The following is a 23,616-nucleotide window of genomic DNA, read 5'->3' on the forward strand; positions in this document are numbered from 1 at the left end:
GGCAGTGAACTTAATCGTCCAACGAGTATTCGTCATATTGATTTTCTAAGCTGCCTGCACGGCAGTGAACGTGGATCAGGTAGGGGCAAATAATGCCGCTACTTTCTAAGCTGCCTGCACGGCAGTGAACCGGTAGGAACAGCGCAAGATCCAGACTTTAAATTTCTAAGCTGCCTGCACGGCAGTGAACAATTAGACGGTGCGTTGGTGGCAGAGGTTGATTTTCTAAGCTGCCTGCACGGCAGTGAACTAAGTCCAGCTGGGTACCTTGCTTGTTGTTTTTTTCTAAGCTGCCTGCACGGCAGTGAACATGGGTGATGCCTTGTTCGCTGCCCATCGTTTTTTCTAAGCTGCCTGCACGGCAGTGAACACTGACTGCAAACATGCCCAACACCGATAGTTTTTCTAAGCTGCCTGCACGGCAGTGAACCAATACCCACCAAACGAACCACCATTGTTCCCTTTCTAAGCTGCCTGCACGGCAGTGAACTCTTAAACCGATATTCATAAGGCCAAGCGTGATTTCTAAGCTGCCTGCACGGCAGTGAACCTTCTTGTCCCAACAAAGTTGGAACGCAGGAATTTCTAAGCTGCCTGCACGGCAGTGAACATTGCCGTAAGTAATCATTAATTTTTTCAGAATTTCTAAGCTGCCTGCACGGCAGTGAACGCTCCTCATGCCCCAACACACTATTAATCGTATTTCTAAGCTGCCTGCACGGCAGTGAACCAAGCGTTGCTCATGACGTGAGTGACGCCATTTTTCTAAGCTGCCTGCACGGCAGTGAACTTTGACCTGGCTGCTTACATGACAAAACACACTTTCTAAGCTGCCTGCACGGCAGTGAACGCTGTTGTAGCTGGTGCCGGGCTTTGCTGCTGTTTCTAAGCTGCCTGCACGGCAGTGAACCTCTAGCAAATTCAGACGTTTTTCACTGATGCTTTCTAAGCTGCCTGCACGGCAGTGAACCATACAAGGCTGCGGTATGAGCACCGCCGATGCTTTCTAAGCTGCCTGCACGGCAGTGAACCCATCCATTTTTTCTTGGGATCTTCTTTCTCATTTCTAAGCTGCCTGCACGGCAGTGAACTTCGTTTGGGCGACAGGTTTTACTGCGGTTTGTTTCTAAGCTGCCTGCACGGCAGTGAACAGAAGGCTTTTTCTATCCATTCGGATGTTGATATTTCTAAGCTGCCTGCACGGCAGTGAACATGAATCGGCACTCTGGGATGTACTTGGCTCATTTCTAAGCTGCCTGCACGGCAGTGAACAATGAACCGTTCTTGATGGCGTTGTTTATAGCTTTCTAAGCTGCCTGCACGGCAGTGAACTGGAGTATAAACTCCAAAAAATTAATTACAACAATAAGTTAGCGCTTTTTGGTTAATTTTACCAACCAAAAAGCACCAAATCCTAACCTATTGATTTTATTGAGTTGTTAAAGAGCCAGCAAAAAAATGGGTAAAATAGCTAAAATCTTCTACTTTCCCTTGAGGTCAAAACCTTACTGTTAAAAACTATCGAAATATCGGTACAGCACTTCTAAGATCATTATCTTCCAGACTCAAACCGTAAGTACTGAATCCAATTCTAGTCTCATGATGCCCAACATCCTCACGCACAACCGAAACAGGGTATTTACTACCTGAACTTAGGCTTGTCATCCAAAAGAACGGATAATCGCTAGCTTGAAAATCAGATTGCTGCCTTTGCTCCGTATCCTTAAAAAACGCTAATGCATCCTCTAAAGATATATCTAATTTTTTCGCTCGTCGTCTAGCTAACTTTTCAATATTAGACTTCTTGTTCAAACGTCTAAAAACAGCATAACCATCAACATGCTCAGGCACACTTTTTATACTGCTCATGTGGGTATAATCATTCAATCGTGACAACCATTTAGCAAGACACAACACCTCTAGCGCTTGTTCAGACTCTGCAAAAATACGCAATTTGTCACCCAGCCAACGCTTTTCACCACCTGACTTATACCGAGGAAATGAAACCCCAATATTCACTTTTCCTTGATCATCAATAATCTCAACAAAAGCTAAATGCAGCTGCTGATAAAGTTTCTCCCAAATAAAGGTAAGAGGAATTTCATCTCCGACATTAGGCAATAAAGTAATCTCTTGGTAGAACTTCATAAACTCATCCTCGGTTAATCACTCTTTCCACCAAACACGCCACCCCGAATAAAGTTGGCCAAGACAAAACAACGTTGCTCATCGCTAATTTCTTTGTCATTTACCCAATCTAGCATCAAGGTGTACAAGTCATTTTTACTTGGCCTATACGCTTCGCCACGTTGCGTAACCGAACCATAAGGCTCAATTGCGATTGGTACTTTGGCATTCACGTACCAATCATCAATTGTGCGAATAGCATTACCTACCTTCACACTGTGCAAGGCGGCGCAATTATCAAGTTTGAACAATACTTTCTTCTTCTCCCCCATGTTCATTTCTTGAGATGGAAACACATGTTGACCATTACCTAAACGCACATAAGCATCAACTTTTACGCAAACAAAATCACTTTCACTACTTAAACCTTGAAATATTGCATCAGCTAATTCTTCTAAATCTGCATTGTTGCGTTTTGCCGAAAAATCATTTAGGGGAAAATCATAGCCATTGAATTCAAAGCTCCCTTTTCCATCGCTTAACTCAGTTTTTACCAATACACTTTCCGCACAAACACGGTTACGCCATAGAAAGCGCCCACTAGCAATATTATGCGCATAGCGATAAGCCAACTCTTTAAGCCCAATATCTTTAAAGTCAGTAACCTTTTCAGCTAAAGCCTTTTCAAAAGCAGGCTCATTACAACTGAATGGGCTTGCAACATTACCAATGACTCTTAATGTAAAAGACACCTTCAGCGTGTCACGATCATGAGGCAAATTAGCATCTTGACTATCAGAAGAAACAGGATTCGGTTGTGTCTTGGCCTCATCCTTTATGCCATAGGCACTTTGAGTAGATCGATTTTGTCGTGTTGTAATTTTAATCGGCTGCCATTTGCCTGAATCACTTTGCTTTACATCATCCCACTCACCTGCATACATCAGTGCATCGGACACTTCCAGCTTACGTTCAAATGCCAGAATGCTGGGTAAAGAGATTGCTTTCTTATCATTAGCCATTTACGTATTCCTTTGTAAATAATTTAAATTAAAATTCGTCATTAGGGTCTACTGGGGCACTATCAGTGCCTACGTCTTTTTTGAACTGTCTGCATAGATACCAACCATCGTCATAAAAATATTCCCATTGGCAGTGTGCGAAATGTTCAGCCGTTTTTAAGCGATTCACACCTCGCCACTCCCCTACCGAATGAATGGATTCGACAAACCTAACATCAGTTTCATAGTCGCGAGTATTTTCAATTTCTGAGTTTTTATACAGTGGGGAAATCGCTTTGTAGCCCGTCATAATTGGCACTAAGTAACCGGTTGAAGGCTTTGGTAGATGCCCCCAATCGGCGGGCGTTTTACTGTCGGGATTTAAGTATTGGTTCCATTGAGCAAGCAGTGCTTTGTTCTTTTTATTATTTTCTAACTGCTCAAAATGAGAGCTAAACAACGCTGGCACTTCACCATTGTAAGGGCCACTAGCAATATGCTTTTCCCACTTCTCCATAAGTACTGTCTCGTTGCTTTTATCATACCTAAGCAAGTGCTTCTTGATGAGGTCGGACTTCGGACGTGCTTTTCGTTTCAGTAGAGAAAAGTCGAGCCAAGCGTCCATTAGCTCTGCGCTTCCATGATTCGCTAGGCTTTTATCATAATGCTTGGCTAATTCTTCCGAACGATCTATCAAAGCAAAACCTGGTAATAACTTTCTCTTTAACAACAGAAGCTTATTACCTTCATCCACATCAAATGCTTGAATATCACCAACATCTAAAATGGTTCCTCCTGCTAGTCGCTGTAAAAAGCATCGTTTCTTTAGCCACTTAAAAAATTCATCGCTACGACCAAGGTTCCCCGTGTACCCAATCAGCAATGACACCGTCATATTCATTTTTCCCTCTTCAATTACTGAAGGGGTTTTATCCTTGACCGCTGCGTTCTTCATATACGGCGGGTTTTTACTCTGAGTGAAGTTATCTTTGTATTCACCATAAGTATGGACGTGATGCTCATGAGCGAAGACACCACAGTTCAATAGTGTAATATTTTCGAAGGCAGTTCCTTTGAGCTGGCGCACAAGGTTGTGTTGAAAGCCTAAGAAATGAGTAATCGCGGGAAAACCCCAAGTAAAGCCGGCAACAGCATTCGCATTTTGCACTTTGATGCGATTGATCAAAATATACTGTGTCATACCTTCTCCTCATCTTGTGCAGCTAAAACAGCTTCAACGACTTGGTTTGAATCTCTCAGTGCCTTTTCCATTAACGACTTCCAGAGCTTTGTATGTTCTTTTTGTGGTGTGAATTTCTTATCTTTTCCTTTCAGTTGATTATTCAGCCATGCCGCAAAATCAGCACACACAACGGGAGACCAATCGGTTGCTTGTCGAGCGACTTGAAAATCTTCATCAGAACGATAAGGGTCAAGAAAATACTGCTGCTCCACTTTCAACTTTGACTTTGGGTCATCTGACCAACCAGGCGTTAAATTCTGGGCATCCTCAGCAAAAAACAATACGTTGGAAATAATACGATTCACCCATTTGACCATCCACTCTCGCTTTTTGGGGTCTCTGGTACTCAGATCAAGATGATTAAATCGAACTAGGAAATCTCTCAGAAAATCAATATCCTCCTTGGTGGCGCGATAAATACTGTTTTCATAAAACCACGATGTTTTACGCACCGGTGGTTTCTTTTGATGCTGCCAAACAGGTGGTTGAGCAGAAAAAAGTCGAACCCTCCCACCTCTTTTACCATTGAGTACCGATACGTTTTGAGGTTGGCTTAAGGTGGTCGCAATTTTACAGACACCAAGCGCCTGCTTAGAGATTTCAGGTGAGTACTTCTCTGCCTTACGTGCCTTATTGACAGACTCGCTTAACTTTCGAGCTTCCTTTGAAAAATAATCCCCGTATATTTTTTGCGATAAAGATGATGATCTAACAACGGTCAACAGATGATAGTCATTCTCTACGGGAAAGTAGATTTGTTTTAATAGGAAGTCACTGCTGGGTTTTTTGTTAAGTATTTCACGATAGTGATCACCCCATACTTTCAACTCTAACGGAGTTGATTCAAACCCAGCGAGAACAGAATCATTACCTTTCAACAGCTCATCAAATAAGGCGACTCCACCATGCTCCAGCATTAAAAACTTAACTTGCTTCGATAGTGTTGCATTAGGGTAAGTACCATCAATAATTTCATCAGAAAGCGAGCTAGTTGTGAGGTATTCACTTTTTCTACTGATAGATCGGTCAAGAAATGAAGAACCTGCACTACTAGAATGGGTCAGCTTAGCGATGTGTGTACCAGGAACCACACCATCACCAATCATTACCGAACGGCAAATCCAAATGTTATAGAAATTTGTTTTTGTCTCAATGAACTTGATTTTCTCAGTAAGGTCTTCGACCCACTCTTTGGAACGAAAAGTACTATAGAGCGCTTCAAACTTAACTCTACTATTCGCTGATGCTGGTATTCTCTTGACGGTAGCGATCAACTTTGAAAGCTCTTTTTGTTCTTGCTCATTGTCGGTCGACGCTCTTGCTAAGCTGTCCGAATAAAACGAAGACAATAGTTCATTAATAAACTGACCCTTTTTATCTTCATCGTTCAGTTCGTCGATATACGTTTTTATTACTTCCTGCCATGAAGACAGTGGCTCTGTGCTCATTGATTATCAAGCTCCTGATAAAGTCCTAAATTGTCGTGATAAAAATATTCATCACGATCTTTTTTTTCGTATTCTGTTACTCGTAGCTCACCAAAATTTCTGCTTACTTCTGTTAGATCGAAGCCAAAGGCATCGGCAAGCTCCGAATAAATTGCAAGCGGGCTAAGGTCAAACCAGAAGTGGCTATTATTCCCGTGCATTAAACCTTTCTGCGTAGAGATACTAATAGAGCTGGGTTCACCAAGTTTTGGCGGATAAGATTCTTCGTTTAACCAGCACCAGTAAGGTGTTTTGTATTCATCATCAACATATAAATAATAGGCTTCATCATTGTTGGACTGACGGAACCGTTGCTGGCGCTGAACTTCACCACACCAGTAAGGCTGCTTATCCCACCAAATTTTTGCGTGTTTATCTCCGGTAAATAGCTGCCATGCTAGCGCCTTATGCTCCAAGGCACTCAAGTTCACGTATTCATTTTTGTCAGTTGGCGTGTAATCCTTAGTATCTGGTAGTGTGATTCGAGGAGTAGCTGTTATTTTGCTGTATTGGCTTTCATGTAGGCACTCCTTCAAATCATGAGATGAAAGTTTGATACTTTCCATTTCAAAACCAGGCTTTTCAAAGCAGATTTTATTCCCTTTCAATGCCTTAAGATTTTTGTTCAGCAATACAATATTAGGGGTTGTGGGCTGCGCTTCGGTTCTATGGCGCAATAGCCGCCCAGCAAGCTGAATAATAGATCGCATGGAACTAGGTTCAGCAATCGCCCAATCGTAGTCATGGTCACGACCGACTTCTGCCACAGGAGATGCCAAAACAACAAAGACATGATTAGTCTCTGGGAGATCACCCAAAACACGACCAACTTCACTATCAGCTTGCCAGAGACTGTCGCTGTCTTTTCGCTTGAGTATTTTATCTAGCTTCCGCTCAATGTGAGATCGAATAGCCAGTGGATAGCGGCTATGGTAAACGCAATAATGGATACGGGTATCTTCAGGGGCATCCAGCTTCAACAAGGCTTTGGCCACTTCAACAAGCGGGTTAATATTTGCCATGCGTACTAGCCCAATAGAAACATTCCGTTTTCCATCACTTACGTGGTGGCGTTGGTGCAACTTAAGTATGTTCTCAAATATTACGCTGGATAATGAATTGATCGTTGAAGTTTCCGAATCCGTTTCGACAATAGCTAACTCCCCTAAACGATTAATCACTTTTTGAGACAAGAGCTTTTTAGTTCTCTGAGAAACAAAACGACTATGCTGTTTTTTAAATATTGCAGCATCAGCAACCATACGTTTATCGACATCTGAAGTAGCGAATTCGTCAAACCACGCGCAACAGATATTGCCATCCCAGGTTGCTAAATTAGCCTTCGCGTATTGTGCCCAGCCTGATTTGTAGGATTCAAATAATGCCGAAGATAAGGCGGGTGGCATGGTTGCCGTTGACAATAAAACCTTACTTCCCAACATCGCTGCCCAATGGACTAGGCGACATAAGGCTGGAAGATCTTCCAAGCCAAAGTCATCAGGTTCATCCAGTATTAAATCACCAGTTAGTAACCGAAGCATTGGACCTATTTGTTTTCCACCTTTTGTACCCTCTGTTGCAGGGATTAAGTGATCAATCGTGCACACAAGCACTGGCGCACATAACAACTTATCGAGTCTATCATTCTGCTTAGTCCACGTGCTCAAACTGTGTTTATACAACTCACCCGTGTAATCAACATAGAACTCATCATCGAGCACCTCACCTTCAGACTCACTACCTGACTCAGCATATTGATTGGATACCTGCTCCGAAGCTTGGTTATATTCAAACAGTTGTTTTACTGCTGTCCCACCAACCGCAATCGCCACCTCTTCGCTATTGAGCGCCATTCCTTTTTTATCTTGGAACTCTCTACCAGTTTGCAAGGTAAGTGTTCGCAAGCCCATTGCCACACTAAACCGGATTCTTTCTGCCTCCTCTCCAAGCGCATACATGATCTTGGCATTGGCAATAGTTTTACCTTTGCCAGTAGACGCCATATTAATTCCAAAAAAACCGTTATTAAGCGTATCCTTCCCAATTTTTTTAGCAAGTTTTACTGCTTTGTCTTGCCAGCCAAAGCCCGCTTTATTTTTTTTGCTGACAGGGTTTGTTAAAAAATTATTATTCCCCAACTGCCTCAAACTGCTACTCAGCTTTGGTAAGGATTTAGTGATTCTCCCTGAATGGTAAGCAACACCAATGAGGTGTTCATCCAGCTGTTGTTTAAAGCCTGACTTCACATCATGTTTACCATAAGTATTAGCATAAACATTGTAAGAATCACCGCGCCACTTAGTCGTCACCTGCTTTTGTGACGAATAATAGTGATCAGCAAGCATCATTGATAATCGGGCCAAATGGCTGGTAAAAAGATGGTCATTGATAAAATCCAACGATACTCCACTTTCCAAAAGCCCCAATGCCTCTTTGGCTTCCGATGCAATAATGCAAGCGTGGGAACGCCATTTTGTACTGTTGTATGGCAAAGCCTTGTTTGGGAAAGCCCAATTTTCTTTTAAACGTGCTTGTTGGTCTTCTTCTTGACACTTATATGAATTCCAGATTGCTCCGAAATTCTGAGCTAGCCATTCATCTACATATTTGAAACTTGCCGAGCTAACTTCATCTTTCCACGCGGGAACTAGCGGTAAACGATGATGTGAAAGAATAATCCACACAACTAAGCGAGCGAATGAAGGCAAGCGCAGAATCGGATGATTATCACTATCAACCTCTCCGTCTATACCATCTCGGAATAAATCATCGACGCACTCTTGACCAACTTCGGATAACTTCTCCAACCATTCGCTGTCAGTCTGTTTACCAACAAATGCTTGAAATAGGCGTAACGATACCCACTCATGTCGATAAGGCTCAAAAACAGAAGTTTGTATATTTGGATCGATTTTCTGCTGAAATAGCTGGTTTGCCTTGCCGAAGTCATGAAATAGTCCAGCAATTACCGCTGCATAGTGAATGACGTTAATCGTTTGCCACTGGCTATTATCTTGAAATTGGCTGATATCCGTTTCTGTAGCATTTACAGGAACAATTCCTTGAGCGTTAAATTTACCTCGGTTCCCAACCACCCAAACCAACTCACTCCGACTCCGCGAGCGTATCCAATGACAACTCACCGCTGTATTCTTACTTGCTGTTTTACGCAGTAATTTCTTAACCGCTTCCAAGCCTTCCAACGTAATCACTGTCTGCCATGTGCGATTTCCAATCCGGTTTGCAAATGCATCCAATACCCGTCGCGTTTTGGGCAGCGCCTTCTTTTCACACTGCGATACAAAGGTCACCATCATGGTTAAAAGTCACCTTTGCTAAGTTGCTTCACGCTATCAAACATGAAGTCCAACGCTTTGTGGCTGGTGAAGTTTTGCAGGCATTGCTGGCGAAACTCTTGCTCAGTCGCGCCTTCCTTAGCGCAGATAAACGCCCAAGGCAAAATGAGTGTGTCTTTAATCAAGTCGGCCACATCAAACACCAATGCACCACGACGCGTTTTACCATGAAGCACGGCAAAGCCATGTGGTATGCCGAGCACCCAAAGCGTGGTGGCTGCCAGCCCATACGCCAGATAATTGCCGTGATTCAAGAAGGCATTCGCATCATCAACGCTGTCATGCTGGCGCACGAAGTCGGTTTGCTTAGTTCGGTTGGCAGCGATTTTGTAGAGTGCTTTGGTGAGTTTGGCTTCGGTGAGCAATAGCTCGGTAATATTTTTGCTTTCGTCGATGCGCTGATTAAACCTCTGTAGGGCGTGCCGGATGTCCTCGTCATCCGCATTAAACCCTTCACCACGCAGATCCCGGTCACTAGTCCAAACCCGTTGCATGTATTGAATACGTAAACGCTGTATTGCTTGCCCGGCGAGGAATCGTTTGTGATCATCAAACCAAAACTGCATCCAACCCTGTATGTATTCGGTAGGTCGGTATTCGCTCTGCGGGGATAGCCATTCAACTTCATTGGCGGCCAGTAAAGGTGTGCCACCACTACCGCTAAAACCGATCAATACACCGGCAGATGCCAGCATTCTGACAGCGGCCTGCGTGATTGAAGTGCCTGTTCCCAGTAGTATGCAGGTTGTATTGGCGATGGGGATATTCCAATACTGTTTTTCAACTTTTTCTTCGGTGAGATAGAGTACGCGACCGTCTTTTTGCATGACGCGGCACTTTTCAAGGTAGTAAATATTTGCCCTTTTTGAGTGTAAAATTGCCTTTAAATCAGTCAGATAATCCATTCCAACACATAGTATTTTTCATTGTGAGGCTGTTATGGTGACAGGTTTATAGCCATAAATAAATTATAAATCATCAAATAATACCCAATACAATATTAAAATGGGTATAAGCAAGCGGCCATATAAATCGAGATAACTTATGCCGTAATTTTTTTACGGCAACTCATCTTGTGTGCTAGGATTAATTCATATCAACAGCTGCACCCAATGAGATTCCCATGATTACAAAGTTTGAAGTTAAAAACTTTAAGAACTTCGACGATTGGTTTTGTTTCGATCTGAGTAATACCAAAAACTACAGCTTTAGGCCCGAGTGCATCTCAGATGGCGTGGTTAGCAAAGCGCTCATCTACGGGCCAAATGGTTCAGGTAAATCAAATCTTGGCTTTGCAATGCTCGATCTGACCCGCCACCTCAGCGGTGACCGTATCGCAAGCGATAATTATGAACATTACTTCCCTATTGGTTCTAATCACGAGCTTGCTGAATTTCGTTACTCTTTTGTATTTGACGGTGACGATGTTGTTTATGAGTACGGGAAAAGTGACAAGAATACTTTAGTCTATGAATCTCTAACGATTCAGGATGAGCAGGTGCTACAGGTGGACCGCAGAGAGTCAACGACTGCGACAATCAATCTGAAAGGGGCGGAAACATTAAAGACGGATATGGGTGAGTCCTCTATTTCTTTGGTCACTTATATAAAAAATAATTCACTACTGGATGACAACAGACAAAACGATTTATTTGAACAATTTATCAAACAAGCCTCTGGCATGCTGTTTTTCAGGTCGCTAAAAGACTACCGTTCTTTAGGTGCAAAACTGCGTCACCGCACTGTGAGTGAGTTTCTGAGTTCAGAGCAAAAGGTTGGGCATCTTGAGAAATTCCTGAACGATGCGGGGATCGCGTGCTCATTAGAGTTGGTGGAAACCGATAGCGAGCCTGTTTTGATGTTTGTGAAAAACGGCAAGAAAGCACCCTTCGCGGAGATTGCATCAACGGGAACTCACTCTTTGGTGGTACTTTACTTTTGGTGGCAACAACTGGTGGTGAACCCCGATATTTCGTTTGTTTACATCGATGAATTTGATGCTTTTTATCACCACGAATTATCAAGGCTTGTCATTCGTCAGCTGTGTCAACTCAATGCTCAGGTAATTCTGACTACTCACAATACTAGTATTATGAGCAATGACATCTTGCGTCCGGATTGCTATTTCCTTCTGAATAAGCAGCAAATTGGTTCGCTGGCTGACAAAACGGAGAAAGAGCTACGATCTGCCCATAATATCGAGAAGATGTATCGCGCAGGTGCATTTGGTGGCTAACTGGTTGCTTGGATAAATTTTGTGATATACTATTGATATATCACAAAACATCTTGGAGCGAAGCATGGGACAGATAGCGAAATTATTCATGAACGGGCGAAGCCAAGCTGTTCGACTTCCGGTTGATTTTCGTTTTGATTGCGAAGAAGTGTATATTCGCCGTGACGAAAAAACCGGAGATATTATCTTATCCAAACACCCTGATTCATGGGATGCTTTTTTTGATTTATTGGACGACTGTGAAGTACCTGACGATTTCTTGTCAGATCGTGATAATGATGCACCTCAAGAACGAGATGTCTTCTGATGAGTTCACTTTATATGCTCGATACGAATACCATCAGCTTTCTGCTTCGCGATAAATCACCCACTATTAAGAAAAAGCTGCAGCAAGTGAGTATGGGGTCTGTTTGTATATCAGCAATAACAGAGGCGGAACTACTTCGGGGACTGAAGAAAAAGCCGGAGGCTACCAAACTGTCAAAGTTGGTTAATGAGTTTTTACGCAGAGTATCGGTTTTACCGTGGGATTCAGAAGCTGCTGCGGCATATGCGGTTTTTCGTACGATGTGTGAGTCTGAAGGAAAATCTCTGGGAAACATGGATATGCTCATAGCTTCCCATGCTATCGCTATAAATGCAGTGTTAGTGAGTAATGACAAAGCCTTTTTCAAGATAGATCATCTCTTATCTGTTGAGGACTGGTGTTAGTATGAAAGGCAACACTTTCTAACTGGTAAATCCCCTTGAAACAAAACATCATCCACATCGCCCTGGTCGTAAAAGACTACGATGAAGCCCTCGATTTCTATGTAACAAAACTCAAATTCGACGTCATCGAAGACACGTACCAACCCGAGCAAGACAAACGCTGGGTCGTGATCGCGCCACCCAATTCCAGTGGTGTGACCTTACTACTGGCCAAAGCCTCAAAACCAGAGCAGGAAGCGTTTATTGGCAACCAAGCCGGAGGCCGGGTATTTCTGTTTCTCAATACAGATGACTTCTGGCGAGATTATGAATACATGAAATCAGTTGGTGTTAGCTTTATCCGCGAGCCTAAAGAACAGGACTATGGCACGGTGGCGGTGTTTGAGGATTTATATGGCAATCGCTGGGATTTATTACAGATGAATCCTGATCACCCAATGGTTGCGAGGACCATGTAATCAGCTCTGAACACAAATAGATTTGAAATAGAGTTTGGAGTACTGGTGCATGTACACTAGTTTTCATTATTTAAGACTGTGATATCCATTTACGTGATTTCGATGTATCAGAAATCATCTACGCATTACAACTTAATACTCTGCAATACGTTCTCTCGAGTCTGAAACATAGGCATTTAAAAATGTAAACTGCTAAGCAAACAATTATTTTTATGAACTACAACTGAAACTAGAGATAAACTTAATCAAGTCCCATTCAATCCGGTCTGCCATCAACACCAGAGGATGACGCAAATCGATAAAGCCAGATAACACTGGACGACTATTTGGTTGGGATTGGGGATTTATTAGTGGTGGCTAGCGCGTTCTGAAAGAAACACGCTAACTTAGACCCACCTTTTAAGGGGAGCTATCCCGCTTACATTCAAGACAAATTGGCTATGAGTTTATGCAACTTGCTCTGAGGTTTTGACTCTAAAAAAGATACTGTAGAGCACTGGCACTATCACCAATGTGAGAATAGTCGCAAAGCTCAATCCGCACATAATCACGATTGATAAGCCACGGAAGAATGGGTCTGGTAGCAGAGGAGCAACGCCTAATACGGTTGTCACCATACCCAACACTACTGGGCGTACACGACTTACAGCAGAATCAACCACTGCGGTCATGCGCGCTTTACCAGAAGCTATTTGACTATCCGTTTCATCCACCAAAACAATGGCATTTTTAATCATCATTCCGGTAAGGCTCAACGCTGCTAAAATCCCCATGAAGTCCATCGGGCTATTGAAAGCAATCAAACCATAAGCAACACCAACTATCGACAATGGTACGGTCAGCCAAATCACCAATGGCTGACGATAGGCATTAAACAATAGAATCACTACCAAAATCATGGAGCCAAAACCCAAGGGCATAATGGATGCTAAACCGCTCTGAGCATCGGCGCTGTCTCCGGCCTCACCTCGCCATTCAAGGTCGTAGCCAGGAGGTCGCTCTATCTCTTCTACTTTATGTCGTATGCGCTCGTATAAAGCATATGAGTTAACACCATCTGCAGGGTCGGCTTGCGCTTTAATCGCCAATGCACGATTGACACGACGCACCTTGTAGTCATCAAAGACAACATCAAAACGATCTACTACCTGACTTATGGGAACAGATTGTCCCGAGGTTGGGCTATAAACCATTACAGAACGTAATGCCTCAGGTGATGTACGATACTCCTCCGCAGGACGGAATATAATCCTACGTAACTCTTCACCTTCACGAAGTACGCCTATTTGTGAACCACTAAAGTGCTCTTGAAGTGCTTTAGCAACATCTTCACCACTGAGACCAACTTGACGAGCAGCAACCTCGTTAATAATCGGCTGAATCGTTTTTATCTGATTCCGCCAATCATCCTTAATAGCAACAGCCCCTTCTTCATGAAATACAACTTTCGCCTGTTGTGAAAGGCTGCGCAAAACAGCAGGATCTGGCCCAGTAAAACGTGCTTCAATTTTACTCCCTCCCCCTGGACCCAGCAAAAACTTCCAAACTTTAAAACTACTGTCAGGATAGTTTTCAGATAGGTACTCACGTGTTGGTTGTAACAGGCCCTCTATGACAGAAAAATTATCTACATCCACTAACACCTGCCCGTAGGAGGTTTCATTACTTTCCCCAAGATACGTCAACATGAAACGTAAGTGTCCACCACCTACCGCTGTTGTTGACCCTGTTACACCTTCCTGATTGCGCAACCAAGAAGATATTTCCTGTAAATCCTTTGCTGTTTTACGACTATCCGTTTCAGGTGGGAGATAATAATCAACAACAAACTGTGCTCGAGTAGAAGCTGGGAAAAAGCCTTGAGGTACAGCCGCAAAGCTGTAGATAGCTGAAGCAAACAGCAACACAATCAGCGCAACAGTTAACCAACGTACTTTAATCGCCAGCATTAAAAAACGACGGTATAAACGTAGCATTAAACCTTCTTTATTCGCTTTTGACGCTTTCGATTTATTAAGCGACCGTTGATACGATTTACCAAATGTCAGCGTACAAAAATAAGGTGTCAGCCAAACTGCGACTAACCAGCTAAATAGCAGAGAAATCAAAATAGTCCAAAACAAAGACCCAGCATATTCCCCTGTATTGTCTGGAGAAAAGCCAATCGGTGAAAAAGCTAAAATACCAACAATTGTTCCACCAAGTAGTGGCCACTTCGTTTGATTAACTACATTGATTGAGGCACTTGCAGCGTCCTCACCCTTTTGTACCCGAACAAGGGTTCCTTCAACGACAACGATTGCATTATCCACCAACATGCCCAAAGCAATGATCAACGCGCCTAGAGAAATACGCTGCATGTCCAGCCCCCCTAGATACATCCCAAGCAATGTCCCAGCAACGGTAATAAGAAGAATTCCCCCCATCAACAAACCAGAGCGTAGGCCCATAAACACTAACAACGTTCCCACTACAATCGCTAACGCCATAACAACATTCATTATGAAATCATCAACTGACACTTTAACGGACACACCTTGATCAGAAATCGCTTTTACTTCCATTCCCAATGGGCGATGTTCTTCCAACTCACTTAAACGCTGCTTAATCGCATCAGCCATGTTCACGACATTTCCACCGAGAACATTGGAAATACCTAAAGTAATAGCAGGCTGACCATTTGAGAATATACGTTTTTCTGGTGGATCAATTTCTTTCTGTGCCACCGTTGCAATATCACCTAGACGATAACTCACACCACTTTGCGCATCAGTGATTCTTAAGGCTTCTATATTTGCAACAGAATCAATGACTGAATTTGGTTTAATACGAAGCCGCGTATTATTAAGTATTACCTCACCTGAAGAAGTAACGAGGTTTTGCCCTCCTAACACCTGAGATATTTGCTCTGACGAAATACCCAATTGCGCTAAGCGCGCAGGCGAGTATTCGACATAAATAACCTGAGTGGGCACTCCCTGAAGTACCGCCTTGGAAACACCAGGTACAAGCACCAACTCTTTTTGTAAGTCCTTGGCGTACTCATGTACCTCTTCTAAAGTGTAGCCGTCACCTGTAATAGCATAGTACAAAGCATAGACATCACCGTAGTCATCATAGACCTGTGAAGGGCTAACGTTGGGTGGCAGGCTTGACTGTGCGTCACTAACCTTGGCGCGAAGCTGGGTAAAACGCTGATTCAATTCGTTGCGTGTTTTACTCGCATTGATATCAAACTCTATCGTAATTTCTGACAAACCCGGAGTGGATATAGAATTAATCTCTTTAACACCTTGCAACTGTTGCAGGGCATTTTCCAAGGGGTCAGTTACCTCCTCGGCTACTTCAATCGAGCTAGCGCCTTGGTATGAGGTAACAACCTGCGCTTGGCGAATAACAAACTCGGGATCTTCGAAACGAGGCAATAAGTTGTAAGAAACATAACCTCCGACCAAGATCAACAAAGTAGCTAATGTACTAACAACACGTTTTGAGATCGCAAACTGAGCAAGATTCATGATTAATTCCCAATCTCATTGACAGGACGAACCTCAGTGCCTTCAATCATTGCCGAAAGTCCCGCACCGACAACCACGTCACCAACACTAAGCCCTTTGAGCACAGGAATTCTGTCTTCTCTTGCTTCACCTATTTCAACTTTACGCATTTCAACGATATTGCCTGAATTAACAAGCCAAACTACCGGATTACCGTCACTATCAGCGCCCAAAGCACCTCCTGGTATACTAATAAGTGGCACTTCCTCTGCTTGAAAAGTATCAATGACTCGAACCTGCCCAACCATACCGGGTAAAATAGCAAAGTCCGTTGGTCGCTCTATGGAAACACGTGCTTCAAATGTCCGAGTGCGCTCATCAGCTTGAGAGGTAAACTCAACAACCTCCGCAGCAAAACGTCTTCCCGGTACTGCGTCTAACGATGCCTCTAGCTTCAGCTCATCAGGGTGGGCACCAAAACGAGCAACATCTGGCCCAGGAAGGTTAAAACTCAACTCAAGGTTTTCTAAATCCTGAATAACTGCAATGGTTTGATTTGGCTGTACATTAGCAAAGTTATCCACTAACCGTTCGGCGACTATGCCATCAAATGGCGCTAGCATTGCCGCGTCATCTTCAACATCTTGCGCATTATTTAATTGTGTTTGAAGGCTTCTAATAACCGCACTCTGAGCTGTTACATCTTCCTTTCGTGAACCACTTTGACCTTTATTTAAGGCTTGCTGATCAGCGGCTAATTGAGCCTGCGCTGTTTTCACAGCAGCAAGTGCACTATCCATTTGTTCTTTAGGGACTAAACCTTTGCGGTATTGCGTAAGTGTGCGTTCTGCATCAGAGCGTGCTGCGACTACCCTAGCTTCAGACGCCGAGATTGCCGCCCGAAAAGAGGCCAAGTCTTCACTTCTGGAGCCACTGGTCATCGCTTTTAAACGTGATCTTTCTGCTGAAATCTGTGCTTTAAGCTGATTCACCGTTGAGGTGTAATCACGAGGATCAAGTTTGGCGATCAGGTCTCCTTTTTTTACTTCCGTCATCGCATTAACAGGTAACTCAACAACTTGCCCACCTACACGGAAAGATAATTCCGCTCTTTGCGCAGATAAAACAACGGCGGGATAGCTATATTCGGTTCCCACTGTTGACTCCGTCACTTTAATCACCTTAACAGGTCGTGGCGGTGTCTTTTCGACGGCACTTTCTTCAGCAGGTTGGCAACCGACTAACAATAAGAAAAAGAGTACGCCATACTTGTAGTGACTCATTACGAATCTCCTCTTTTTATCCAAAGCGAAACACTTTCTCCATCACGCAATAACTGATGGCCAACCGTCGTTCTAATAGTCACTAGGAAATTACGCAAGTCAGTATCTAGTACAGGACTAATTGAATGAATTCGCCCACGAATCTTGTAAGTGTTAAGTGCCTGAGTGGGTCCAATAGCTTCATTAGGTAAACGCTCCTCCAAGGAAGCATTTACTTTAGTAATATCAATATAAGCGTCTTGGCCTACACGAACCGAGTCATATTGACCTGCAGGTAACTTAATTGAGACTTCGAATCGAGAAGGGTCAATCAAAATGATTGGAGCCGTATCAAAGACCTGTTGCTCGGTTTGAGTTTGCAAGTATTGCGGTGAATAGTAATAGCCCTGTTCGATATTGATTCTAGCCACCACGCCATCAATGGGTGCAACCAAGTACGATTCTTTCTTGCTGACCTGAGCAGTTCTTAGTCCCGCTTTAGCATTGGCAATTCCAGCCTTGGCTGTGTTTACACTTGCTTTAGCTCTGGCAATACCCGTTTTTGCGACATTTACATCCGCCTTAGCTGTATTAATTTGGCCAATCGCACGTCGCACAGCAGCTTGTGCGCTAACTAGCTTAGCCTGAGCTTCATCGTATTCCTGTTGAGAAGCTGACTTCTGTTTCAATAATGTGCTGTAACGCTGAAAAGTACGCTTCGCCAATAAAAGATTAGCATCCGCCTCACTGCGACTAGCCTCCGCAACGGTCACCTGTGTCTGTGCCCTTACTAACTGCGCATTTGCATCAGATACTTGAGATTGGCTACTAATGAGTTGCGTATTAGCACTGACTAACTGAGTATTTGCACTTGCCAAAGAAGCCGCTGAGCGACTTTGTTCTTGATACGCCAAAACCTGGCCTTTGCGAACACGATCACCCTCTTTAAGCTTCGGATCCAAATATGCAATACGACCTGCGCTTTCAAATGTCATATATTCACGGCGAATTGCCCGTGCAACACCTTCGGTATATACCCATTTAGCATTCTCAGAAGCTGGTTGACTTACCTCAGTCAGCAAAGCACCACTAATATCCCCCCCCAATAAAGCGGCAACATCGGCAACGTTTAAAGAGTCAGTCGGTTCTGATACACCACTACTAGCCATGGCATCATCTAAAGATGGGATATTTAAGATCATTCCTGGAAAAATATTCGTTGAACCTCCAGGTAATTGATCGGCATTGGCGTTTAAAATAGCACCCCATAAGTCATGACTACCATAAAAATAATTAGATATCTTTGACAATGAGTCACCTGCAATCACATTATACGTCGTGCTTTTTGTCATCACGGTTGCCAACTGATCAAGGTCTAAATCCCCATTTTGGTTGGATTGTGCTTGGAATGGAATGATAAGAAGCGCGAACATACACAATGCGCGCAAACCCGTATGGCATAGTTTCATTGCCTGATACTCTTGAGTGTTAATATTCATGTTTATTGACCCTGATTAGATTTAAGGGCTTTTTGCTGTATTTTTTCTGAGATAAAGGCTCCACTCTCTCGTCAAAACCTCCACCTAAAGCAAGCTGTAAATCGATATAATTAATTAGCGCGTCGTGACGAGCCGAGATACAAGAACTAGCAGCACTCAAAGCTCGTTGCTGACTTTCCAATACCGTCAAGTATGGCTCAACGCCCTGTCGGTAGCGATTGAAAGCAACACGCTCCGCAGCCTTTGAAGCATTCGCAGCTTCGCACAATGCACTCTGACGACGGTTTATAATGGCACGGGCCGCTAGCGCTGACTCTACTTCGGTGAAAGCCGTCAATGCAGTTTGTGCATAAACATTAATAGCTTCTTCTTTGACCGCTTCATTCAACTGAACATTGGCTCTTAGTTTTCCACCCTGAAAAATAGGCTTTAGCAATATTCCTGCTAATGACCAATAGGAATAATCTCCGCTAAGGATATTTCTCAGCTCCGAACTAGCAGTACCGATGGCGGTTGATAAACTGATTGTTGGCAATAAAGACTTTTTTGCAGAAGTCACATTAAACCCTGCCGCACGTAACTGTTTTTCAGCAGCTAACACATCTGGTCGTCTTGTTAATAAGCTAGCAGGTATGCCCACCTTAGGTAGCGGAGGCAGGTTGACAAGCTTGTTAGCTGTCAGAACCTTGCCGTTCGGATAATCAGCAGTAAGCAACTGTAGCTGTCTTGAGACTCTCGCTAAAGCTTCCTCTTGACCCGCTAAACCAGCTGCGGCTGATTGCATATTTGAAACTGATAAGTGTTTATCACTCGGAGAGGCAATACCCACATCTGCACGATTCCCTACCTGACGTGCTGTTTCTTTTAACACCGCCAATGTTTTCTTCGAAAGATTGACTTGCTCTCTTGACTCAACTGTAGCGAAATAAGCTTTGGCAGTTTGCGCAGCAACAGTCTGTCTTACTGCACGTAAGGCATCATAACTGGCTAAATAGCTTTCTCTGGAGGCCAAAGACTTAGTCTGTAAACGCTTCCACAAGTCCACTTCCCAAGAAACATTCAAGTCAACACCATAGGACTCTGTTGTTGAAAATCCAGATGAACCAGCACCCTGACGAATCGCAGAAGGGCTGGTGCTTGCAGTGACCGATGGTAGCCTATCTGCCCCAACAATGATTGCCTGCGCTCTAGCCTGAGCAACTTGAGCCTTTGTTTGCCAAATCTGGTAATTGTTTCCCACAGCTTTATCAATAATTTGGTTCAAATTTGGGTCTTTAAGCTCTTTCCACCAATTACCATTGGCCACCTCGCCTTGAGTTAGCAAGCTCTCTTGGATTCCTGACCACTGCTGTTTGCCCTTTCCTACGAGATTGTGCTTAGTACTTTTAATAACATCATTAGAAGACTCATTCACAGTAATATTGGAACAACCTGATACAAGTATTAAGAATGCAGTTGTCCCTACCCACTTAAGGCGATTTCGTTTTAGTAAAGTCATGACTCCGAAATTTCGTATAATGATAATTAATAGACACTGTCTTTTTATGTGATAAGGTAAAAACAGTCAATACACACAAATCTTGGCATGACAAATAGAAGACAAAATAGCGAAAATGTTTATGGAAAGTAGTACTGATTTACGCGTTAAACGAACTCGCCGTTGGTTACAGGATGCGTTACGCGAGTTATTGCAGGAAAAGCCTTACCAAAAAATTAAGATCGGAGAAATCGTTTATAGAGCTGAAGTTGCTAGACCAACCTTCTATTTACACTACGCTTCAAAAGATGACTTATTAATAAGTGTTTTTGATGACTTATTCTCTGACTTTAGAGAAGCCATAGAAAAAGAGCTACGGCGTGAAAATATCGACTTACCACTTTTTGGAACATTGATATTTAATTGTGTTAGAAAAAATGCACAAGGCTTACGTACAATTTTAGACGCTGGTGTTGAATCTTTAGTAGAAAAGCGTTTTAGAGTGATTCTAGTCGATGTGCAACAGCCTATTAAAGTCATTGAACCAGTTGCAACGGAATCAGAAATACTCGTTCCCTATCTCGATGATTTTGTTGCCAGTGGGATTTTTGCCTTATTGAAGCGATGGGTCAAAGAAGACATGGTAATCCCGGATGAAACAATGGGCCTGATAGTAGCTAATATGGGAAAAGGTTTGAGGGAGATGGTTAAAGCGTAATTGAGTAACAACCTAGACACTACACCTACCAGATACTCAAATCTGCGATATTTCTGCTCTCAAAGGTTTAACTGGACTACGGAGATTGAATCTATCTACTACTCTGGTTAGTGATATATCCCCCTACTATCACTTCTTAAAAAACCAATACGTGCAGTGAGTATAAAGAGGTATTTTTTCGGGGGACTCAACAGTTGATAATATTAACAAAGAAATCAAATACCCGACGAGGCATACTGAATGGATGGGTGTCGGAAATAGTTCATAACTCGCTGTGGTAGTGCCTGGATTCTTCTCAGATGACCGAGTACTTTCTTTTCCAGCTGGGCTTGCGTTTTAGCGGGTGACGAAGCTTTTATGTGTTGCTTCAGATCGCCATTCAAATACTCATCTGGGTTAAGGTCTGGTGTATACGGTGGTAAAAAGAAGACCTCTATCTGTTCCTTGTACTTCTCTAACCAAGCTTTGACTAGTTTGGAATGATGAACACGTAGGTTATCCAAGATCAGAAATACCTTCCGTTTTGTATCTTTGATCAATCGCCTCATAAACCGAATCAACACGCGACTCGTCATGGTTTCCCGATACATCATAAACCGCAACTTTCCTCGGTTATTCACCGCAGAAATCAGGTTTGTTCTGAGCCGCTTTGCTTGCGTTTTAATGACAGGTGTCTGGCCTTTAGGTGCATAGCCTCTGGTATGCTGGCACTGATTACTCACGCCTGTTTCATCACCCCAGAAAACCTCAGCATTAAAATTAGCGGCTCGTTTCTTAATATAAGGGTAGGTCTCTTCCAACCATTCTTGGGTGGCTTTGTCAGAACGTTCATACGCTCGCTTGGATGCTTTTTGTGGTGTAAAGCCCCACCGTTTCATATAGTTACATACCGTACGGTGGCTCATGTCGATCCCCCACATTGTCTCAACCGCACTGCGGATAGCTGTGCTGCTCCAGAGTGCAAAAGGGAGACTCATCTGATCAGGGTACTTTCCGAGGATCGTTTCTTTAAGCTTACTTTCCTGAGCCTCGGTCAGTTTGCGGCCATCGCCCGTACGTCGCCCCCGTTGGCCAATTTTTAAAGCCTCAAGACCACCTTTATTATAAAGAGCAATCCACTCACTCAGCGTTGACTTATGCACACTGATGATCTCAGCAATATCGGCACGACTCAGACCTTTCAAGTGTAGCCTGATTGCTTGCTCACGATTATGCTGTTGGACTTCTGTGCTTTGTTTTCGGGTATCAATTTTGCTCATCGCCACATTATAGCATGTCGTCTATTTGATTTCTTGGTTAATATTATATTGGTCAAGCAAAAATAGATTTCAATCTTTCAATCGCTTCCAAAACCATGTCACGCCGACAAGCGAAGTTAAAGCGCAAGTAACCTTCTCCGCCTTTACCAAACATGGCCCCGTGATTAGTCGCGATATTGGCCTGTTTCTGGACTCGCTCAATGACTTCCTTACTGGATAAACCTGTTTCCCTAAAGTCCACCCAAGCCAGATAAGTCGCTGACATCGGCATGGATGATAAGCCAGGAATGGCATTCACTACCTCGTCAAACAAACGACGATTCTCATCAAGATAAATCAATAGCTCGTCCAGCCATTGTTCGCCGTGGGCATAAGCCGCAGTCGCCATTAGCACCCCATAGCGGTTGGGCGAGGTGCCAGAGGCATGGTATGCCTTCATAAACTGAGCGCGTAGTTCAGGGTCTTGAATAATGACATTACCAGTCAATCCACCGGCAATATTGAAAGTTTTGGTGGTCGCCGTCAGCATGACTAATTGCGGAATAACTTGAGGTGCTGCCAGTGGCATCACGGTGTGTTTAGCGGACGGGTAGACCAAATCATGATGGATCTCATCTGATACCAACACCAGATGATGCTTCTGACAAAACTCCGCAACTGCCTGCAATTCTTCAGTACTCCAGACACGCCCACCGGGATTATGCGGCGAACACAGAATCATGAGTTTTTCATGACCTTTGAGCTGTGATTCCAAGGCCTCAAGGTTCATGACGTATTGACCGTCTACCAGCGCCAGCGGCGACTCCACGACATCGCGATTATTCGCTTTAATAATGCGTGCAAATGCGTGATATACCGGAGTGAATAGAATGACGCCATCGTCTGGTTGCGTGAACGCCTGTACGCACAGCGCAGTGCCATGTACCAGTCCATGTGTCGTGCTTATCCAGCTTGGGTCAACCGTCCATTGATGACGCTTTTGCATCCATTGGATAATGGCCTGATGGTGCGCTGATTCATCACCAAAGTAGCCATGCACTCCGTGATCAACGGCACCCTGCAAGGCTTCTTTAACAGACTGTGGTGGTCTGAAATCCATGTCTGCAACCCACATTGGCAGGCTCTTTTCAGGATCAAGTCCGTAGTAGTCTTGCAACATATCCCACTTCATGGAGTGAGAACCGATACGATCTATTTTTTCATCAAAATTAATAGTGTCAGACATTTAACAAGCCTCAGCTTTCAGTATGAATTCGGAGCAAGCCGCCATCATACTGCAAACCAA

At 43.5% G+C, this 23,616-nt stretch carries 17 protein-coding genes and 1 CRISPR repeat array (1 of these 18 running past the window's edge); of the genes, 5 read left to right on the forward strand and 12 right to left on the reverse strand.

What is annotated here, in order from left to right:
- Positions 1-1,332: direct repeats of the CRISPR family, unit length 28 nt; unit sequence TTTCTAAGCTGCCTGCACGGCAGTGAAC; it begins 4,701 nt to the left of the window's first position.
- A gap of 186 nt (positions 1,333-1,518) precedes the next feature.
- From cas6f to cas1f, 6 genes are read right to left on the reverse strand one after another with little or no spacing between them, the layout of a single operon-like run.
- Entirely contained in the window at positions 1,519-2,148 is a 630-nt protein-coding gene (gene cas6f / locus DKW60_RS13025) for a type I-F CRISPR-associated endoribonuclease Cas6/Csy4 (protein WP_109838091.1), read from the reverse strand.
- A gap of 14 nt (positions 2,149-2,162) precedes the next feature.
- Positions 2,163-3,149, reverse strand: coding sequence for a type I-F CRISPR-associated protein Csy3 (gene csy3 / locus DKW60_RS13030; RefSeq protein ID WP_109838092.1), 987 nt, complete (start codon positions 3,147-3,149; stop codon positions 2,163-2,165).
- 28 nt (positions 3,150-3,177) lie between these two features.
- On the reverse strand, positions 3,178-4,329 hold the full coding sequence (gene csy2, locus DKW60_RS24050) for a type I-F CRISPR-associated protein Csy2 (RefSeq protein WP_219988751.1): 1,152 nt from the start codon (positions 4,327-4,329) through the stop codon (positions 3,178-3,180).
- Positions 4,326-5,819, reverse strand: a complete 1,494-nt coding sequence (gene csy1, locus DKW60_RS13040; RefSeq protein WP_109838093.1) for a type I-F CRISPR-associated protein Csy1 — start codon at positions 5,817-5,819, stop codon at positions 4,326-4,328. The genes csy2 and csy1 overlap by 4 nt, the downstream gene beginning before the upstream one ends.
- On the reverse strand, positions 5,816-9,175 hold the full coding sequence (gene cas3f, locus DKW60_RS13045; RefSeq protein ID WP_109838094.1) for a type I-F CRISPR-associated helicase Cas3f: 3,360 nt from the start codon (positions 9,173-9,175) through the stop codon (positions 5,816-5,818). Before cas3f ends, csy1 begins: the two co-directional genes overlap by 4 nt.
- Before the next feature lie 2 nt (positions 9,176-9,177).
- Positions 9,178-10,119, reverse strand: a complete 942-nt coding sequence (cas1f, locus tag DKW60_RS13050) for a type I-F CRISPR-associated endonuclease Cas1f (RefSeq protein WP_109838095.1) — start codon at positions 10,117-10,119, stop codon at positions 9,178-9,180.
- 218 nt (positions 10,120-10,337) lie between these two features.
- Here cas1f and DKW60_RS13055 point away from each other — a divergent pair, with 218 nt between their 5' ends.
- The 4 genes from DKW60_RS13055 to DKW60_RS13070 all read left to right on the forward strand — a co-directional run bounded on the left by DKW60_RS13055 (position 10,338) and on the right by DKW60_RS13070 (position 12,619).
- The gene (locus DKW60_RS13055; RefSeq protein WP_109838096.1) at positions 10,338-11,450 is read left to right on the forward strand and encodes an AAA family ATPase; all 1,113 of its coding nucleotides are present in this window, start codon (positions 10,338-10,340) and stop codon (positions 11,448-11,450) included.
- Positions 11,451-11,514: 64 nt separating this feature from the next.
- On the forward strand, positions 11,515-11,757 hold the full coding sequence (locus DKW60_RS13060; protein ID WP_109838097.1) for an antitoxin: 243 nt from the start codon (positions 11,515-11,517) through the stop codon (positions 11,755-11,757).
- A complete protein-coding gene (locus tag DKW60_RS13065) occupies positions 11,757-12,161 on the forward strand; it encodes a type II toxin-antitoxin system VapC family toxin (RefSeq protein ID WP_219988752.1) in 405 nt (134 codons plus the stop codon). The genes DKW60_RS13060 and DKW60_RS13065 overlap by 1 nt, the downstream gene beginning before the upstream one ends.
- A gap of 35 nt (positions 12,162-12,196) precedes the next feature.
- Positions 12,197-12,619: a VOC family protein gene (locus DKW60_RS13070; protein WP_109838099.1), complete on the forward strand. Its 423-nt coding sequence runs from the start codon at positions 12,197-12,199 to the stop codon at positions 12,617-12,619.
- A 446-nt stretch (positions 12,620-13,065) separates the two neighbouring features.
- Here DKW60_RS13070 and DKW60_RS13075 read toward each other — a convergent pair whose 3' ends face one another.
- The 4 genes from DKW60_RS13075 to DKW60_RS13090 are packed head-to-tail and all read right to left on the reverse strand — an operon-like array spanning position 13,066 to position 20,375.
- The gene (locus DKW60_RS13075; RefSeq protein ID WP_109838100.1) at positions 13,066-16,137 is read right to left on the reverse strand and encodes an efflux RND transporter permease subunit; all 3,072 of its coding nucleotides are present in this window, start codon (positions 16,135-16,137) and stop codon (positions 13,066-13,068) included.
- Positions 16,138-16,139: 2 nt separating this feature from the next.
- The gene (locus tag DKW60_RS13080) at positions 16,140-17,399 is read right to left on the reverse strand and encodes an efflux RND transporter periplasmic adaptor subunit (protein WP_109838101.1); all 1,260 of its coding nucleotides are present in this window, start codon (positions 17,397-17,399) and stop codon (positions 16,140-16,142) included.
- Complete coding sequence (locus DKW60_RS13085) at positions 17,399-18,877, reverse strand: LysM peptidoglycan-binding domain-containing protein (protein ID WP_109838102.1); 1,479 nt, start codon at positions 18,875-18,877, stop codon at positions 17,399-17,401. Before DKW60_RS13085 ends, DKW60_RS13080 begins: the two co-directional genes overlap by 1 nt.
- Positions 18,867-20,375, reverse strand: coding sequence for an efflux transporter outer membrane subunit (locus DKW60_RS13090; RefSeq protein WP_109838103.1), 1,509 nt, complete (start codon positions 20,373-20,375; stop codon positions 18,867-18,869). The genes DKW60_RS13085 and DKW60_RS13090 overlap by 11 nt, the downstream gene beginning before the upstream one ends.
- A 121-nt stretch (positions 20,376-20,496) precedes the next feature.
- On the opposite strand from DKW60_RS13090, the gene DKW60_RS13095 reads away from it, so the two are divergent.
- Positions 20,497-21,072, forward strand: coding sequence for a TetR/AcrR family transcriptional regulator (locus DKW60_RS13095; protein WP_181389692.1), 576 nt, complete (start codon positions 20,497-20,499; stop codon positions 21,070-21,072).
- Between the two features lie 215 nt (positions 21,073-21,287).
- Here the strand turns inward: DKW60_RS13095 and DKW60_RS13100 are convergent, their stop codons facing one another.
- Both DKW60_RS13100 and DKW60_RS13105 read right to left on the reverse strand, forming a co-directional pair.
- Positions 21,288-22,331 (reverse strand): IS630 family transposase, encoded by a 1,044-nt coding sequence (locus DKW60_RS13100; protein ID WP_109838105.1) that lies wholly within the window; start codon positions 22,329-22,331, stop codon positions 21,288-21,290.
- Positions 22,332-22,383: 52 nt separating this feature from the next.
- Positions 22,384-23,556 (reverse strand): MalY/PatB family protein, encoded by a 1,173-nt coding sequence (locus DKW60_RS13105; protein ID WP_109838106.1) that lies wholly within the window; start codon positions 23,554-23,556, stop codon positions 22,384-22,386.
- Positions 23,557-23,616: the final 60 nt, after the last annotated feature.

The organism is Leucothrix pacifica (assembly GCF_003172875.1).
In the GTDB taxonomy this organism is placed as follows: Bacteria; Pseudomonadota; Gammaproteobacteria; order Thiotrichales; family Thiotrichaceae; genus Leucothrix; species Leucothrix pacifica.

Bases quoted from the DNA above. Each gene is read 5' to 3' on its own strand.
- cas6f (WP_109838091.1), bottom strand. From the start codon at position 2,148: ATGAAGTTCTACCAAGAGATTACTTTATTGCCTAATGTCGGAGATGAA.
- csy3 (WP_109838092.1), bottom strand. From the start codon at position 3,149: ATGGCTAATGATAAGAAAGCAATCTCTTTACCCAGCATTCTGGCATTT.
- csy2 (WP_219988751.1), bottom strand. From the start codon at position 4,329: ATGACACAGTATATTTTGATCAATCGCATCAAAGTGCAAAATGCGAAT.
- csy1 (WP_109838093.1), bottom strand. From the start codon at position 5,819: ATGAGCACAGAGCCACTGTCTTCATGGCAGGAAGTAATAAAAACGTAT.
- cas3f (WP_109838094.1), bottom strand. From the start codon at position 9,175: ATGATGGTGACCTTTGTATCGCAGTGTGAAAAGAAGGCGCTGCCCAAA.
- cas1f (WP_109838095.1), bottom strand. From the start codon at position 10,119: ATGGATTATCTGACTGATTTAAAGGCAATTTTACACTCAAAAAGGGCA.
- DKW60_RS13055 (WP_109838096.1), top strand. From the start codon at position 10,338: ATGATTACAAAGTTTGAAGTTAAAAACTTTAAGAACTTCGACGATTGG.
- DKW60_RS13060 (WP_109838097.1), top strand. From the start codon at position 11,515: ATGGGACAGATAGCGAAATTATTCATGAACGGGCGAAGCCAAGCTGTT.
- DKW60_RS13065 (WP_219988752.1), top strand. From the start codon at position 11,757: ATGAGTTCACTTTATATGCTCGATACGAATACCATCAGCTTTCTGCTT.
- DKW60_RS13075 (WP_109838100.1), bottom strand. From the start codon at position 16,137: ATGAATCTTGCTCAGTTTGCGATCTCAAAACGTGTTGTTAGTACATTA.
- DKW60_RS13080 (WP_109838101.1), bottom strand. From the start codon at position 17,399: ATGAGTCACTACAAGTATGGCGTACTCTTTTTCTTATTGTTAGTCGGT.
- DKW60_RS13085 (WP_109838102.1), bottom strand. From the start codon at position 18,877: ATGAATATTAACACTCAAGAGTATCAGGCAATGAAACTATGCCATACG.
- DKW60_RS13090 (WP_109838103.1), bottom strand. From the start codon at position 20,375: ATGACTTTACTAAAACGAAATCGCCTTAAGTGGGTAGGGACAACTGCA.
- DKW60_RS13095 (WP_181389692.1), top strand. From the start codon at position 20,497: ATGGAAAGTAGTACTGATTTACGCGTTAAACGAACTCGCCGTTGGTTA.
- DKW60_RS13100 (WP_109838105.1), bottom strand. From the start codon at position 22,331: ATGAGCAAAATTGATACCCGAAAACAAAGCACAGAAGTCCAACAGCAT.
- DKW60_RS13105 (WP_109838106.1), bottom strand. From the start codon at position 23,556: ATGTCTGACACTATTAATTTTGATGAAAAAATAGATCGTATCGGTTCT.